The organism is Campylobacter concisus (assembly GCF_050447445.1).
In the GTDB taxonomy this organism is placed as follows: domain Bacteria; phylum Campylobacterota; class Campylobacteria; order Campylobacterales; family Campylobacteraceae; genus Campylobacter_A; species Campylobacter_A concisus_BI.
The window spans coordinates 918,404-934,956 of the sequence record NZ_JALMFW010000001.1 but is presented as its reverse complement, the minus strand read 5'-3'; the positions used below and the strand labels follow the sequence as shown (position 1 = coordinate 934,956).

9 protein-coding genes, 2 tRNA genes and 2 rRNA genes are annotated in these 16,553 nt (G+C 39.2%); 9 read left to right on the top strand and 4 right to left on the bottom strand.

Going from position 1 to position 16,553, the window contains the following annotated elements; translation table 11 throughout:
• Window positions 1–649: 649 nt before the first annotated feature.
• The 4 genes from MTT30_RS04865 to MTT30_RS04850 all read right to left on the bottom strand — a co-directional run bounded on the left by MTT30_RS04865 (window position 650) and on the right by MTT30_RS04850 (window position 6,309).
• Window positions 650–1,063, bottom strand: coding sequence for a gamma-glutamyl phosphate reductase (locus MTT30_RS04865; protein WP_087583832.1), 414 nt, complete (start codon window positions 1,061–1,063; stop codon window positions 650–652).
• A 1-nt stretch (window position 1,064) separates the two neighbouring features.
• Entirely contained in the window at window positions 1,065–1,853 is a 789-nt protein-coding gene (locus tag MTT30_RS04860; protein ID WP_429801175.1) for a peptidoglycan-binding protein, read from the bottom strand.
• Between the two features lie 145 nt (window positions 1,854–1,998).
• Window positions 1,999–3,810: a glutamine--fructose-6-phosphate transaminase (isomerizing) gene (gene glmS, locus MTT30_RS04855; protein WP_429801174.1), complete on the bottom strand. Its 1,812-nt coding sequence runs from the start codon at window positions 3,808–3,810 to the stop codon at window positions 1,999–2,001.
• Window positions 3,811–3,813: 3 nt separating this feature from the next.
• Entirely contained in the window at window positions 3,814–6,309 is a 2,496-nt protein-coding gene (locus MTT30_RS04850; RefSeq protein ID WP_429801173.1) for an HD domain-containing protein, read from the bottom strand.
• Between the two features lie 110 nt (window positions 6,310–6,419).
• Here MTT30_RS04850 and mqnE point away from each other — a divergent pair, with 110 nt between their 5' ends.
• The 9 genes from mqnE (at window position 6,420) to MTT30_RS04805 (ending at window position 16,541) form a co-directional block, all read left to right on the top strand.
• Window positions 6,420–7,484: an aminofutalosine synthase MqnE gene (mqnE, locus tag MTT30_RS04845; protein ID WP_429801815.1), complete on the top strand. Its 1,065-nt coding sequence runs from the start codon at window positions 6,420–6,422 to the stop codon at window positions 7,482–7,484.
• Between the two features lie 12 nt (window positions 7,485–7,496).
• Window positions 7,497–8,789, top strand: a complete 1,293-nt coding sequence (locus MTT30_RS04840) for an NCS2 family permease (protein ID WP_072594681.1) — start codon at window positions 7,497–7,499, stop codon at window positions 8,787–8,789.
• A 12-nt stretch (window positions 8,790–8,801) separates the two neighbouring features.
• A complete protein-coding gene (locus MTT30_RS04835) occupies window positions 8,802–9,242 on the top strand; it encodes a phosphoribosyltransferase (protein WP_054196841.1) in 441 nt (146 codons plus the stop codon).
• A gap of 9 nt (window positions 9,243–9,251) precedes the next feature.
• Entirely contained in the window at window positions 9,252–10,469 is a 1,218-nt protein-coding gene (locus MTT30_RS04830) for a hypothetical protein (RefSeq protein WP_429801172.1), read from the top strand.
• On the top strand, window positions 10,470–11,171 hold the full coding sequence (locus MTT30_RS04825; RefSeq protein WP_429801171.1) for a pilus assembly FimT family protein: 702 nt from the start codon (window positions 10,470–10,472) through the stop codon (window positions 11,169–11,171).
• A 363-nt stretch (window positions 11,172–11,534) separates the two neighbouring features.
• A 16S ribosomal RNA gene (locus MTT30_RS04820) occupies window positions 11,535–13,045 on the top strand.
• A gap of 94 nt (window positions 13,046–13,139) precedes the next feature.
• A tRNA-Ile gene (locus MTT30_RS04815) sits at window positions 13,140–13,216 on the top strand.
• Between the two features lie 12 nt (window positions 13,217–13,228).
• Window positions 13,229–13,304 (top strand) — tRNA-Ala (locus MTT30_RS04810).
• Between the two features lie 332 nt (window positions 13,305–13,636).
• A 23S ribosomal RNA gene (locus MTT30_RS04805) occupies window positions 13,637–16,541 on the top strand.
• Together the 16S and 23S rRNA genes with 2 tRNA genes alongside form the textbook arrangement of a ribosomal RNA operon.
• Window positions 16,542–16,553: the final 12 nt, after the last annotated feature.

Genomic DNA, 16,553 nt, shown 5'->3' with positions numbered 1-16,553 from the left:
CTCTACTGGTAAGGCTTTATAGTGGATTTGTGTCTTTTTTGGCAAGTCCGAGATAATCTGTATGTCATTATCTCTAAAATTAGATCTTTTTATCTTGCAAGTTTTACCATAACTATATTCGAATAAGATATTATTGTACCAACCATGTGGTCTCCCTCAAGGCTCATAGGGATTTGCTTAAATTTATATCAAGCAAACGCGAGACTAGATTATAGCTATGTCTAGTTGCATGAGTGCCAGCTCGCCAGTCAAAATTTTTGTCTAACATCTTTTTTATAGGTGAGTGAATACTTATACCATTGAGCCTTTCTCGATGAGTAGATGATCTAATCTTCTAGAGCACTGATTTGTGCCTTTAAAAGATCGTTTTTGCAGATCTCGCTTGTTTTAAATTTTTGTGATCTTGCTCTAGCTTATTTGTAAGGATATCTATTGTTCCTTTATAGAAAGAAAATTTTGTGCAATTAGGATACTATCATCTCAACTAGTTTTACATTATTTTTCTAAAAGTAAGAGTAGTATTTTATATTTTTTGCTCAACGTATGGAACTTATTTATAGCAGCAAAATTTGATATATATATTGCTTTTGATTTGTTATTTGTAAAAATCGTTTTTATTAGAATTAAGCCAAGGTTAAGGCTAGATAAGTTATCTACCTAGCCTATAGTCTCTTCTAGCATCCTTATAACCACGTCTATAACCACGATCGAAGCCATCATCATAGTCGTCATCGTTATAGTAGCCTCCGCGGTAACCACGCTGAAATCTATCATATCCATTTTGATAGTATGGACGGTAGCTAGGAGGATATGGTGCATAGTTTGGATCAACAGGATAGTAGCCATTTGCACGGCAACTATCCTCGTCAAATTTTTCTATTCCGTTGCGAAATTTATAGCTTTCTATTTTTTTATCAAAGCTATCAATGCTTCTTATGTCGCCATAAATTTTAGCCATTTCTCTTTGATTTATAAGACCACAAAGCCTAGCTTCAACTTTTTTTTCATAGCTCATAGCAAACAAAAAAGTCAATGAACAAAATAAAATGGCTATAAATTTCATATTAATCTCCTACTTTTAGGCTTCCGCCTTTGCCAAGACCGCCTTTTACATTTTGTGCTTTGTAATCTTTTAGGGCAATAACTAATTGATTCATCGAATCAAGGAAAGCATTTACAAGTGTTTTTCCCTCAGGTGTTCTTGAATATACACCAAGTCCAGCACCAAGAGAAGCACCAGCGCTACCGCCCATACCAAAGAAATCAGTGCTAGAAGCTGAGCCAATGGCTGCTGCTAATTGAACACCTGAGCGATTCTCTATAAGAACCAATGTAGTTTGCGTCTCTTTTGTTGAAAAACCACCAGCTATAGCACCTGCTACACTACCAAAAAGTGCTTCAACAAGAGCGCCTGCTCCGCCTGTATCTTCGTTGCTAAAGAAAATTTCAGGGCGAATAGTATAATCAGCTGCTACCATTTTACCTTTACCAAAGCCAGAACCACCACGTAGTTCGCCTGATCTATCAAGTGCACGCTCTTGCATCATATTATCCATCATAGCGCCACGTTCAACTATAACAAAACAACCAGTTTGTTGCGCAAGAAGACGCAAAACCGGAATAGTTGATGTGAGCTTGTAGTTGTGTGTTAAATATGAATACCAATCAGAATTTTGGTCTTCATAAAACGCAAGTGTTCCAAGGGTGCTACTACATTTTTCTATTTTTGTGTTAGCATTATTGTTATTGCTTCCAGCAGCACTGCCAGTTACACCGTTGCTATTGCCAGTTGCACAACCGCTTAAAAGTAAAACTCCAAGACCTACACTTAGTAAAGATGAACTTAACTTCATTTTTATCCTTAATATTTAAGTTGGTTTTAGCATTATATATAAGCAAATATTATAAAAATATTAATATAAGATTTATGTTTAGTAGCATAATGCAAAACTACTTTTATAAAAATTTAAGCGGCTAGTAAGATGCCAGCCACACGAGTTATTCGACAGTCACGCTTTTTGCAAGATTCCTTGGCATATCGACGTTGTTGCCAAGTCTAACAGAAATTTCAAGCGCAAGTAGCTGAAGCACAAGCATCATCTCAAAAAATTCGCTCATATAATGATCTTGAACGCTTGTTTTTACGTAGTCATCGCTTAGCTCAAACTCAAGTGGACTTATCGCTAGGATATATGCATCTCTTGCAGCAAGCTCTTCGACGTTGCTTTTTGTTTTTTCGTAAAGTAAATTTTGAGGCATTAAAGCGATCGTAAATAGCTTCTCATCTGCAAGTGCGATAGGGCCGTGCTTCATCTCGCCTGAAGGATAGCCCTCGGCGTGAAGATATGAAATTTCTTTAAGTTTTAAAGCACCTTCAAGCGCAAGCGGATAGAAGATATCTCTACCGATAAAGAAGAAGCCATGACCGTGTAAATAATGCTTGCTTAGGCGGTGAAGCTTCTCTTGAAGAGAGTTATTGATATTTAAAATTTGTGGAATGTGAAGAAGCGTTTTGATCTCGTGATCAAGCTCTTTTTTGCTGACAGACTCTTTTGCTGCTGCCATTTGAAGCACAAGCATCCAAAGCACGATGATCTGCGTTGCAAAGGCCTTTGTGCTTGCCACACCTTTTTCGATGCCAGCGCGAGTTAGAAGAGTATTGTCAGCTAGTCTAACGATAGATGAGTTATCGACATTACAAATCGCAAGCGTTCTAAGCCCAGCCTCTTTTGCTATCCTAAGTGCTTCAAGAGTGTCAGCTGTCTCGCCGCTTTGTGAAATGACGATAAAGAGCGAGTTTTTGTTTAGATAAGGCTTTCTATATCTAAATTCGCTTGCCACTTCAACCTTTGTTCTAACTTTAGCAAGTCTTTCAAAAAGATAGCTTGCAACAAGTGCCGCATGGTAGCTAGTCCCACACGCACAAAGCACGACATCATCAATACCTTTTAGGTATTCATCGTCTAAATTTTCAAGAGTGACTTTGTGGTTTTTAACCCTGCCCATGATGGTTTCAGATACGACTGCACCTTGCTCGTAAATTTCTTTCTCCATGAAAAATGTATAGCCCTCTTTTTGGGCATAGCTTTTGTCTCTTGGCAGAGCATTAAATGTTATGCTTGCCTTTTTGCCATGTTTAAAAACAGCTATCTCGTCTAAGCTCACATAGCCGTAGTTGTTATCATCTAAGTAGGCAACTTCGGTTGCGTTGCCGATTAACGGTGCATCTGATGAGGCAAAATATAGCTCTTTTTTATCGCTTTTGCCTATCGCCATAGGAGCGGCATCTTTTGCGAAAAATATCTTATCAGGTGCCGTTTTAGTGATAAGTAGCGTCGCATAAGCGCCTCTTAGCTTTGCGATGGTTGCCTCATAAGCTTTAAATGGGTCTTTTTTCTCTTTTAAAATTTCTTCAAAAAGGTGCACGATCACCTCAGTATCGGTTTGGCTGACAAATTTCACGCCCTTTGTTTCAAGCTCATCTTTAAGCTCTTTGTAGTTTTCGATGATGCCGTTATGAACGACAAATGAGTGCTCGCCAAGGTGCGGATGAGCGTTTATCTCAGTTGGTTTGCCGTGCGTCGCCCAGCGTGTGTGACCTATCGCCACGCCAAAGCCAGTTGATGTAAAGTCCTTTGTCTTTAGGGCTAAATTTTCAAGCTTGCCGACAGCCTTAAAAAAATCGATCTTGCCATCACTCATTACAGCCATGCCAGCGCTGTCGTATCCACGATACTCAAGCTCTTTTAGACCGCTTAAAATGACCTCTTTTTTCTCTTTATCTCCGATGTATCCTACTATTCCACACATGTTTTACTCACTTATTAATAAATTTAATATCTCTTCGCCTTTACTCTCAAGTCGTTCGTTTTTCTCGATCAAAAAGAGATTTCTCGTTCTATTTTTAACCGTTTGAATTCTAGCACTCGTGACTTGAAAATGAAGCCTGTCAAAAACACTCATCACATAAGCCATTAGCCCGCGCTGATCTTTTGCGTTGATGCTAAGTTTGGCATAATCTTTTGAGTGATTTAGCTCGAAGTTTATCTCATCTTTGTTAATGTTTGGTTTCAAAGGCTCTTTTAGAACCTCGCTATTTAAGGATTTTAGAGCTAAATTTTTAGTAATTTCAAGCTCCTCTTTTTTAACATTTTGGTTAAAATCAAGCCTGATATAAAATTTCTTCTCAAATAGCTCAAAAATTTCCATGTATGCCAGGTCGAATTTAGCAAATTCATAGAGCAGGGCGCTTAAATTTAGGCTCTTTCTTGTATAGATCTGAATGCTTAAATTTTTAGAGTTATTTATAAAAATTTCTGTCGTATCTAAGCTATCTGCAGCCTTGCTTAAATTTATGATCTCACTCGCACTATATTTTATAAAGACAAGATTTGATGTGATTTTAAAAATTTTCTCTTGCAAGCTTGGTTCAAGCGCCAAAAACTCGCTATTTCGTTTTACAGACTGCTCTTTTTTTACGCGCCTTGTTGCTTCATCAAGTAAATTTTCATCGCTAAATGCACTAAGAGAAATTTCATAAAGTTCCCTTAAAAGCTTTGCTGTGTAGGCGTTATAGAGCCTCTCGTTTGTGGCATTTATCACGCAGTAGCTAAGGATGTAAAGCAGTTTTAAAACCTGCTTGTCGCCAAGCTTTGAGATAAAAGCAAATATAACGCGTTGGGAATAAATGTCTTCTCTATTTGAGACGTTGCTCATTAGCGTGTGGTATTTTATCAAGATGACGCCGATATTTACGGCTTTTTGGCTTAAATTTAGCTTGTTTGCGTATGCTCTAAAGATATTTGCTCCGATATTTGCATGATCTTTACCAAGCCCCTTGCCAACGTCGTGCATTAAAGTCACGATCTTTAGCATCGTCTTGCCCTCCAAGCAAAGCTCGGTATAGAGATTTTTTATAAATTTATCTTTTATATTTTCAAGAAATTTTACACTTAAAATACTATGCTCATCGACCGTAAATTCGTGATAGCCGTCGTACTGAGCTAGCTGGCTGATGTGTTCCATTGGCTTTATTAAAATTTGTATCATTTGCGCATCGAGCAATGACTTTAAAATTGCGTAGGAATTTTTTCTTAAAAATATCTTTTTAAACTCGCTGATAGCGCGCTCTAAGCCACTTTTTGTGATGATGGCTCGCTTGATGTAAAAGATCGCGCTTATATCAAATTTATAATCCACATCTTTTAGTTCTAAAAGCTCGGTTATTAGATTTTCAATGAGAGCTGGCTTTTTATGAAGTGGCACGTAAATAACGCCATTTATCTCGTAAAAGCCATTTTTTAGCCTTGCAAATTTTCTCTGATCAAAATTTAGCTCACTTTTGAAAAATGGCCTGCAAAGAGAAGCGACGATAAACCTCGAATAAATGGCGACATTGTTCATCGAACTTAGCATCTTTTGGCTGATAACGCTTTCGTTATCTTGAAGCTTTTTAGACTTTGTTTGCATGAAATTTGTCGTGATCTCAACGCTTGAAGCGCTAAAAGTATCAGAATTTTGCGTCAAATTTAAGGTGGTTAGTAGGCTTAGTAAAAAGTCTACATTTAGGTTAAAGCTAGCGATCTCTTTTTCATTCATCACTTTTAGGGCTTGTGATCTAACTGAAATGTCGCTATCAAGGCAATTTAGTATGCAGTTTAGGTGATAAATTTCATCTATCCCGCCAAAGCCACTTTTTAAATTTGGCTCTTGGGCTAAGTAGCTGATGCTAGAAAACGGCAAAAATGCCTTTAAATGGTAGTTTAAAAAGGCTTTTTTATCAAATTCTTTTAATTTTACGATCTCGCTTTTTACTAAGCGGTAGAGACTTTTTGAACCACAGATATATCGGACTTGTGATGTTTCGCTTTTAAATTTGAGATCGTCTTTGTAATTTGTAAAAATTTCATCTATTTCAGCGCTTTTTATATAAAAATTTATTCCAGAGCTACTTAAAATTTCGCTAAATTCTTTTAAGAAATTCTTTATGTTGTAGCCTTTTAAATTTTTATAAACTAGCAAAATTTCAAGCTCACTATTTGTGCTAAGTAAGGTTTGGGCGTATTTTCCAGTAGCTAAAACACTAAATGCAAAGCTATCATTTTGCGGTACAAAATCATCAAAAAATTCTCGCATAGTTTCATTTAAATAAGATTTTATAAAATCATCGTATTCTTTGGCTAAAAAATTTGCAAAATTTCTACCCTGATTTTTTTGAAAATGTTTTGGCAAATTTGCCTTAAAATCAAGAAATTTCTCTTTGATTTTTAAATAATTGTCGCTATTTTTGGTACTTTTATCAGCCAGCATTTAATGTTTCCATTGTTAAAAATATCTTGGCAAATGTTACATAATTTTTGCAAAAACAAAGCTTTATTTGCCTATAATAAAGCCTTAAGTTCAGCTTTAGGACGATAAAAATAATGAATCTATTACAAAAACTAGAAAGTGACGAGAGATTAAGCAAGCAAGAGGCTTTTTCGCTTTATGAGCTTGATCTTTTTACCTTGGCTAAATTTGCCGATAAAAAACGTAGAAAACTGCATGGCAACAAGGTCTTTTTTAATGTAAATCGCCATATCAATCCAACAAATATTTGTGCTGATATCTGTAAATTTTGTGCGTTTTCAGCCCATAGAAAAAATCCAAATCCATACTTAATGAGTCACGAAGAAATTTTAAATATCGTTGATGAAAGCGTAAGCCACGGCGTAAAGGAGATACACATCGTATCAGCTCACAACGCAAAAAGTGGCTGGCAGTGGTACTTAGAAATTTTTAAAAAGATAAAAATGGTCCATCCAGACCTTCACGTAAAGGCAATGACGGCAGCTGAGATCGACTTTTTATCAAGACATTACGGCTTAAGCTATGATGAGGTGATAGAGAAGATGCTCGAATACGGCGTCGATAGCATGCCAGGCGGCGGGGCTGAAATTTTTGATGAAGAGGTCAGGGTTAAAATTTGCAAAGGCAAAGTAAGTAGCGAAAACTGGCTCAAAATCCACAAAATGTGGCACGATAAAGGCAAACAAAGCAACGCGACAATGCTTTTTGGGCATATAGAAAGCCGCGATAACAGGATCGATCACATGCTAAGGATAAGGGACTTGCAAGATGAAACAGGCGGATTTAACGCGTTTATACCGCTAGTTTATCAAAGAGAAAACAACTACTTAAAAGATGTGAAATTTCTAGGATCAGCTGAAATTTTAAAGACTCTGGCGATCTCACGTCTTGTGCTAGATAATGTTCCTCATATCAAAGCTTACTGGGCCACTTCGACGCTAAATTTGGCGATGATCGCTCAGGAATTTGGCGCTGATGATCTTGATGGCACGATAGAAAAAGAGAGCATCCAAAGTGCAGCTGGCGCAAATAGCGCAAATGGCGTTACACTAAAGACATTTTGCGATCTCATAAAAACATCTGGTTTTACGCCGGTTGAGCGTGATAGCTTATATAACGAACTTAAAATTTACTAAAAGGAGCTTGGGGTGAAATTTTTTGACTTAGCACAAAATAAAACAAGTGTGAAGCAGGAATTTGGAGCGGGACTTACGACGTTTTTGGCGATGATGTATATCGTGCCGGTAAATGCGATCATTATGAGCAAAACTGGCATGCCTTATGAGGCACTCATCACTGCAACTGCGCTAATTACGATCTTTTCTACGATATTAAATGGTCTTTGGGCGAACACACCAGTTGCGATGAGCGTTGGTATGGGGCTTAACGCTTATTTTACATTTGGTCTTTGTATCGGTATGAAAGTACCTTGGCAAACGGCTCTTGGCGTTGTTTTTCTAAGCGGCGTGATATTTGTCGTGCTTTCGTTTACAAATTTTAGGATGTGGATAATAAGATCGATCCCACTTGACCTACGAAGAGCGATAAGTGCTGGTATAGGCACGTTTATCAGCTTTGTCGCGTTTCAGCAAATGGGCTTTATCGTAAATAGCGACGCAGTTTTGGTTGGTATAGGAAATTTCAAAGATCCAAACGTACTTCTTGGCGTTTTGGGACTATTTTTAGTTATTTGCTTTTGGGCGTGGAAGATAAAGGGCGCGTTTATCCTAGCTGTGCTTGCTACTTCAGTAATAGCTTGGGTGCTTGGTATCGCTCCTCATCCAACAGAAATTTTCTCAACTCCAGCCTCTATCTCTCCGATATTTTTAGAGCTTGATATAAAAGGTGCGCTTAGCCTAGCCTTGCTGCCAGTTGTTATCACATTTTTTGTGACCGATCTTTTTGACTCGATAGGCACACTAGCTGGTGTAGGAACGAGGGCTGGAATTTTTGATGAAAACAAAAAAGATGGCGTCGTAAAACTTGAAAAAACTCTTGAAGCTGACGCTATTGCTACGGCAGCTGGCTCACTTGTAGGCGTAAGTACGACCACATCGTTTGTAGAGAGTGCTAGCGGTGTAGAAGAGGGCGGCAGAACTGGTCTAACAGCTGTATTTTGCGGACTTTTGTTTATACTTACATTATTTATGTTGCCACTTTTTAAAGCGATCCCTGGCAATGCCATCTATCCGATCCTTGTGATGGTTGGCGTGCTCATGTTTGCTGAGCTTGCTAGTATAAATTTCAAAGATCCAGCCATTGCTGTTGCGACATTTTTCATAGTTGTGCTCATCCCGCTTACTTATTCGATCACAAACGGCCTTGCATTTGGCTTTATGTCATACGTCATAGTTAAGCTCATAAAGAGAGAATTTAGCGATATAAATTTAGGCGTAGTCGTGTTAGCGCTCATTAGTTTTATCGTATTTTTAGTGCATTGATAAGGAAGAAAGATGATATTTTATAGCTACGATGAATTTGCTGTTGATACTAAAAAGATGGCAAAGCAGATAAAAGACGAGTTTGACCCAGAGGTGATACTAGCTGTGGCAAGAGGCGGTCTAACGCTTGGCCACTCGCTAGCTGTTGCGCTTAATAATAGAAATTTATTTACCCTAAATTCTATCCATTATGAAGATACAAATAAGCTTGATACGATTAATATCTTTAACGTACCAGATCTTAGCAAATACACTAAAATTTTACTCGTCGATGACATCATCGATAGTGGCGAGAGCATGGTCGAGATAAAAAGAGAGCTACTTAAGCGTTATCCAAATTTAGATATAAAAATAGCGACCGTCTTTTATAAAGAGAAGGCTCTGCTTTTGCCAGAATTTAAGGTAAAAGAGGCTCACGATTGGATTGAGTTTTTTTGGGATATACATATTTAAGGAAAATTTTTGCTAGATAAATTTAGAGAATTTGTTGGACATCACGTCGCCTTTAGCGTATTTTTAATATGTTTGGTTGATTGTATATTTTTACTTTATACGGCAAATTCTCTTAGCATAAGTTACAGTGAAGCTGAAATTTTTTTTAACAAACAAAATTTTCTTAGCCATGTTTTAAATTTAAGTGTTCAAATTTTTGGTCAAACAGATCTTGCTTTAAGATCCGTGATGATCGCTTTTCATGTAATAAGTGTCGTTTTAATGTATAAGATAAGCAAATTTTACATTAAATTAGAGTTTGACAGACTTATTGCGGTATTGCTTTTTATCTTACTTCCTGGCACGTTAGCTTCAGCTCTTATTGTCAATAATGCTGGGCTTTGCGTTATGCTGGCACTCCTATGTATATACTTTTTTCATGTTAAAAATAAAATTTTATTTGTAGTATTTTTTTGCCTTTCTTTTTTTATAGATGGCGATTTTTTGATATTTTACGCAGGATTTTTTATATTTTCACTTTATAAAAGAAGGCCTCCGCTTGCTTGGCTAAGTGCTATTTTATTTTTACTCACGCTTTACTTTTTTGGCTTTGATACAAATGGTAGGCCAAGTGGACACTTTATCGATACTTTTGGTATCTTTGCCGCTGTTTTTTCGCCGTTTATTTTCATCTTTTTTGTCTATACGATTTATAGAATTTGGGTTAAGGAAAAGAAGGATCTTTTGTGGTTTATCGCAATTTGCTCATTTTGCTTTTGTATGATAGTCTCAGTGCGCCAAAGGCTGGAACTTGAGCAGTTCTTGCCATTTTGCGTGATCGCAACACCACTTATGGTAAGAGTTTTTTTTAATTCGTATCGTGTAAGATTGCCAAAATTTAGAAAAGGCTATAAAATTTGCACGACCTTAGTGATGCTTTTTTTAGCCTTAAACTGGTCTATGATTGTATTTAATCAAATTTTTTACCTATTTTTAGATAACCCAACAAAGCATTTTGTCTATAAATTTGATGTTGTAAAAGAGCTTGCAGTCAAATTAAAAGAAGCAGAAATTAAGGATTTATATACTGATAATAAAAAGCTTGCATTAAGACTTAAATTTTATGGTATAGATGTAAGAGATGAGTCTAAAAATTTATTAGTAAGCGCCGATCTAGATGGAAAATCAAAATTTTGCATAGAAAAAATGGGAAAAGTAATTGCAAATTTTTACATAAGAGGTAAGTAGATGTATAGAAACAAGGGTTTTACTGTTATAGAGCTTATCTTTGTAATCATTGCCGTTGGCATACTTGCAGCAATGATCATACCAAGGCTAGAAATAAACGGAGCCAGAGAGGCAGCTACACAGATGCTAACGCATATAAGGTACGCCCAGCACCTTGCCATGCAAGATGATAAATTTGTACATTCAGAAAATGAAAAATTTTGGTTTAAAATGAGATGGGGGATAGCTATTAATGACACTAGTTTGCAAGAGTGCTCAGTAGATGAGCCTGGAGTTAAATCTTGGAAATATAGTATTTTTTATGATAAAAGGGGTAGTGGTAATAAATTTAGTGGTAATTTAAATTCCAAAGAAGAGGTTGCCATCGATACACAAAAATCAAACAAATTCTTAAGTGCGGGCTGGAGAGGCATTCCTCAGTCCTATTGCAATAAAATTAATATAGATTTAAATATCGAGAAAAAATATGGCATAAAATCAGTTAAATTTGTCGGTAGTTGCGGAAAAGGTAAAACGCAAACCATTGATTTTGATGAATTAGGTAGGCCTATGAGAGTGGTAAGTGTTACTGGCAATAAAGGAGCAAAAAGACCTTATTCAAGACTATTAAAAGGTGATTGCAAGATAGTTTTAACAGATAAAAATAATAATGTGGCCTCTATAAATATAGAAAAAAGAAGTGGATATGCATATATAAACTAAACCCTTAAACCTATAATAAAAATACATACTTTAAAATTTTTAAGCGCCTAACAATTTTTTCTAAAATTCCCTAAATATTTCAACTATCTTTAAGTATTGCTCGTATATAATTCCAGCTCACGAAACAAGAAACCACCTTTAACTTCATTGGTTAATAAAGCCTTTTCTTTTTATCGTTGTTCTTTTAACTTACAATTGTTAAACTATTAGTCAATCTTTGAAATCTAAACAAGTGATCGATTGAGCCAGTCTATTATTTTATAATTTATAATAGATTTAGACAAACTAATAAATGAAACTAAAAGTTTTTTTGATTAAAAACTTCATAATAAAATCCTATCAAATAAATTTTGCTAGGTAATTAATATGGAGAGTTTGATCCTGGCTCAGAGTGAACGCTGGCGGCGTGCCTAATACATGCAAGTCGAACGGACAAGTAAGAGCTTGCTCTTATGAGTTAGTGGCGCACGGGTGAGTAATATATAGCTAATCTGCCCTACACTAGAGGACAACAGTTGGAAACGGCTGCTAATACTCTATACTCCTATCTTACATAAGTTAGATAGGGAAAGTTTTTCGGTGTAGGATGAGGCTATATTGTATCAGCTAGTTGGTGAGGTAATGGCTCACCAAGGCTATGACGCATAACTGGTCTGAGAGGATGATCAGTCACACTGGAACTGAGACACGGTCCAGACTCCTACGGGAGGCAGCAGTAGGGAATATTGCTCAATGGGGGAAACCCTGAAGCAGCAACGCCGCGTGGAGGATGACACTTTTCGGAGCGTAAACTCCTTTTGTTAGGGAAGAATAATGACGGTACCTAACGAATAAGCACCGGCTAACTCCGTGCCAGCAGCCGCGGTAATACGGAGGGTGCAAGCGTTACTCGGAATCACTGGGCGTAAAGGACGCGTAGGCGGATTATCAAGTCTCTTGTGAAATCCTATGGCTTAACCATAGAACTGCTTGGGAAACTGGTAATCTAGAGTGAGGGAGAGGCAGATGGAATTGGTGGTGTAGGGGTAAAATCCGTAGAGATCACCAGGAATACCCATTGCGAAGGCGATCTGCTGGAACTCAACTGACGCTAATGCGTGAAAGCGTGGGGAGCAAACAGGATTAGATACCCTGGTAGTCCACGCCCTAAACGATGTATACTAGTTGTTGCTAAGCTAGTCTTGGCAGTAATGCACCTAACGGATTAAGTATACCGCCTGGGGAGTACGGTCGCAAGATTAAAACTCAAAGGAATAGACGGGGACCCGCACAAGCGGTGGAGCATGTGGTTTAATTCGAAGATACGCGAAGAACCTTACCCGGACTTGATATCTAACAAATCATCTAGAGATAGAAGAGTGTCTGCTTGCAGAAATGTTAAGACAGGTGCTGCACGGCTGTCGTCAGCTCGTGTCGTGAGATGTTGGGTTAAGTCCCGCAACGAGCGCAACCCACGTCATTAGTTGCTAACAGTTCGGCTGAGCACTCTAATGAGACTGCCTTCGTAAGGAGGAGGAAGGTGTGGACGACGTCAAGTCATCATGGCCCTTATGTCCGGGGCGACACACGTGCTACAATGGCATACACAATGAGAAGCAATATCGCGAGATGGAGCAAATCTATAAAATATGTCCCAGTTCGGATTGGAGTCTGCAACTCGACTCCATGAAGCCGGAATCGCTAGTAATCGTAGATCAGCCATGCTACGGTGAATACGTTCCCGGGTCTTGTACTCACCGCCCGTCACACCATGGGAGTTGATTTCACTCGAAGCCGGAATACTAAATTAGTTACCGTCCACAGTGGAATCAGCGACTGGGGTGAAGTCGTAACAAGGTAACCGTAGGAGAACCTGCGGTTGGATCACCTCCTTTCTAGAGTACATATAGATATTCTCTCACAAGATATTTATAAGAAAGATATTCTCAATCATCCTTGTTTAGTTTTGAAAGATTGATAGACCTATAGGGGCCTATAGCTCAGCTGGTTAGAGTGCACCCCTGATAAGGGTGAGGTCACAAGTTCAAGTCTTGTTAGGCCCACCAGAGAATTTAATTGGGGAATTAGCTCAGCTGGGAGAGCGCCTGCTTTGCACGCAGGAGGTCAGCGGTTCGATCCCGCTATTCTCCACCATAAAATAGTTTAACTATATTAAATTAAGTCTAATTAGAGAGCTTAAAAATTTAAACTTTCTAATTAGACTTTTGTCTAAATGTTCTTTTAATTAATATTGTTAATAGTCACAAGCAAGTTTTAAAAACAATTTTACAGGACTTGTTAAAGATTTAAATTTCTATCATCTTTGCATTTAATGCAAAAGTTTGACATCACAATCTATTTAGGATTTAAAACTTATCTAAATAGTAGTCAATGCTTTCCGTCTTGAGAGCTAGAATTTAAATATAGTAACATAAAGTTATCTTTAACAAGGAAGTGATGCGAATTAGAATAATCTAATATAGAAAAGGTAAGCTACAAAGAGCAAGTGGTGGATGCCTTGGCTAGTAGAGGCGATGAAAGACGTGCCAGGCTGCGATAAGTCTCGGGGAGCCGTCAAGGGGCTTTGATCCGGGAATTTCTGAATGGGGCAACCCAACTAATAGAGATATTAGTTACCGTATAACGGAGCGAACGAGGGGAATTGAAACATCTTAGTACCCTCAGGAAAAGAAATCAAAAGAGATTACGCTAGTAGCGGCGAGCGAACGCGTAAGAGGGCAAACCGTTAGTTTACTAACGGGGTTGTAGGACTGCAATATAGACTAAACTTAGCTAATAGAATAATCTGGAAAGATTAAGCATAGAGGGTGATACTCCCGTATATGAAAGCTTTGTTTTACTTAGCAGTATCCTGAGTAGGGCGGAACACGTGATATTCTGTCTGAAGCTGGGTAGACCACTATCCAACCCTAAATACTACTACTAGACCGATAGTGCACAAGTACCGTGAGGGAAAGGTGAAAAGAACTGAGGTGATCAGAGTGAAATAGAACCTGAAACCATTTGCTTACAATCATTCAGAGCCCTATGATTTATCAGGGTGATGGACTGCCTTTTGCATAATGAGCCTGCGAGTTGTGATGTCTGGCGAGGTTAAGGAAACCCGGAGCCGTAGCGAAAGCGAGTCTTAATAGGGCGTTTAGTCAGACGTTGCAGACCCGAAACGATGTGATCTATCCATGAGCAGGTTGAAACCGGTGTAAGAGCCGGTGGAGGACCGAACCCGCTAGCGTTGAAAAGCTATGGGATGACTTGTGGATAGGGGTGAAAGGCCAATCAAACATCGTGATAGCTGGTTCTCTCCGAAATATATTTAGGTATAGCGTCATGTAGTAACACTAGGGGGTAGAGCACTGAATGGGCTAGGGCATACACCAATGTACCAAACCCTATCAAACTCCGAATACCTAGTGTGTAATCATGGCAGTCAGGCGGCGAGTGATAAAATCCGTCGTCGAGAGGGGAACAACCCAGACTAACAGCTAAGGTCCCTAAATCTCATTTAAGTGGAAAACGATGTGGAGTTACTTAAACAACCAGGAGGTTGGCTTAGAAGCAGCCATCCTTTAAAGAAAGCGTAATAGCTCACTGGTCTAGTGATTCTGCGCGGAAAATATAACGGGGCTAAAATGAGTACCGAAGCTTTAGACTTAGTTTTACTAAGTGGTAGGAGAGCGTTGTATTTGCGTTGAAGGTGTACCGGTAAGGAGTGCTGGAGCGAATACAAGTGAGCATGCAGGCATGAGTAGCGATAATTGGGGTGAGAATCCCCAACGCCGTAAACCCAAGGTTTCCTACGCGATGCTCGTCATCGTAGGGTTAGCCGGGTCCTAAGCAAAGTCCGAAAGGGGTATGCGATGGAAAATTGGTTAATATTCCAATGCCAACTATAATGTGCGATGGAAGGACGCTTAGAGTTAAGCAAGCTAGCGGATGGTAGTGCTAGTCGAAAGGTGTAGGTTAAGATCCAGGCAAATCCGGATCTTTTTAAGCCGAGACCCCATAGGCGTTTGAAGTTCTTCGGAATGGATAGCGAATTGCCGATACTGTCGAGCCAAGAAAAGTTTCTAAGTTTAGTTATAGTTGCCCGTACCGTAAACCGACACAGGTGGGTGGGATGAGTATTCTAAGGCGCGTGGAAGAACTCTCTTCAAGGAACTCTGCAAAATAGCACCGTATCTTCGGTATAAGGTGTGCCTAACTTTGTTAAGGATTTACTCCGTAAGCATTGAAGGTTACAACAAAGAGTCCCTCCCGACTGTTTACCAAAAACACAGCACTCTGCTAACTCGTAAGAGGATGTATAGGGTGTGACGCCTGCCCGGTGCTCGAAGGTTAATTGATGACGTTAGCTCTGCGAAGCGTTTGATCGAAGCCCGAGTAAACGGCGGCCGTAACTATAACGGTCCTAAGGTAGCGAAATTCCTTGTCGATTAAATATCGACCTGCATGAATGGCGTAACGAGATGGGAGCTGTCTCGAAGAGGGATCCAGTGAAATTGTAGTGGAGGTGAAAATTCCTCCTACCCGCGGCAAGACGGAAAGACCCCGTGGACCTTTACTACAGCTTGACACTGCTATTGGGATAAAAATGTGCAGGATAGGTGGGAGGCTTTGATCCATAGACGCCAGTTTATGGTGAGCCGTTGTTGAGATACCACTCTTTTTTATTCTGATAGCTAACTAGCTTGAGTTATCCTCAAGTAGGACAATGTCTGGTGGGTAGTTTGACTGGGGCGGTCGCCTCCCAAAATGTAACGGAGGCTTACAAAGGTTGGCTCAGAACGGTTGGAAATCGTTCGTAGAGTATAAAGGCATAAGCCAGCTTAACTGCAAGACATACACGTCAAGCAGAGACGAAAGTCGGTCTTAGTGATCCGGTGGTTCTGTGTGGAAGGGCCATCGCTCAAAGGATAAAAGGTACCCCGGGGATAACAGGCTGATCTCCCCCAAGAGCTCACATCGACGGGGAGGTTTGGCACCTCGATGTCGGCTCATCGCATCCTGGGGCTGGAGCAGGTCCCAAGGGTATGGCTGTTCGCCATTTAAAGCGGTACGCGAGCTGGGTTCAGAACGTCGTGAGACAGTTCGGTCCCTATCTGCCGTGGGCGTAAGAAGATTGAGGAGAGTTGACCCTAGTACGAGAGGACCGGGTCGAACCAACCACTGGTGTACGAGTTGTTCTGCCAAGAGCACCGCTCGGTAGCTATGTTGGGATGTGATAACTGCTGAAAGCATCTAAGCAGGAAGCCAACTCCAAGATGAATCTTCTTTTAAGAGCTCATATAGACTATGTGTTTGATAGGCTGGGTGTGTAATGGATGAAAGTCCTTTAGCTGACCAGTACTAATAGCTCGTCTGCTTATCTTTTAATAAGCATCA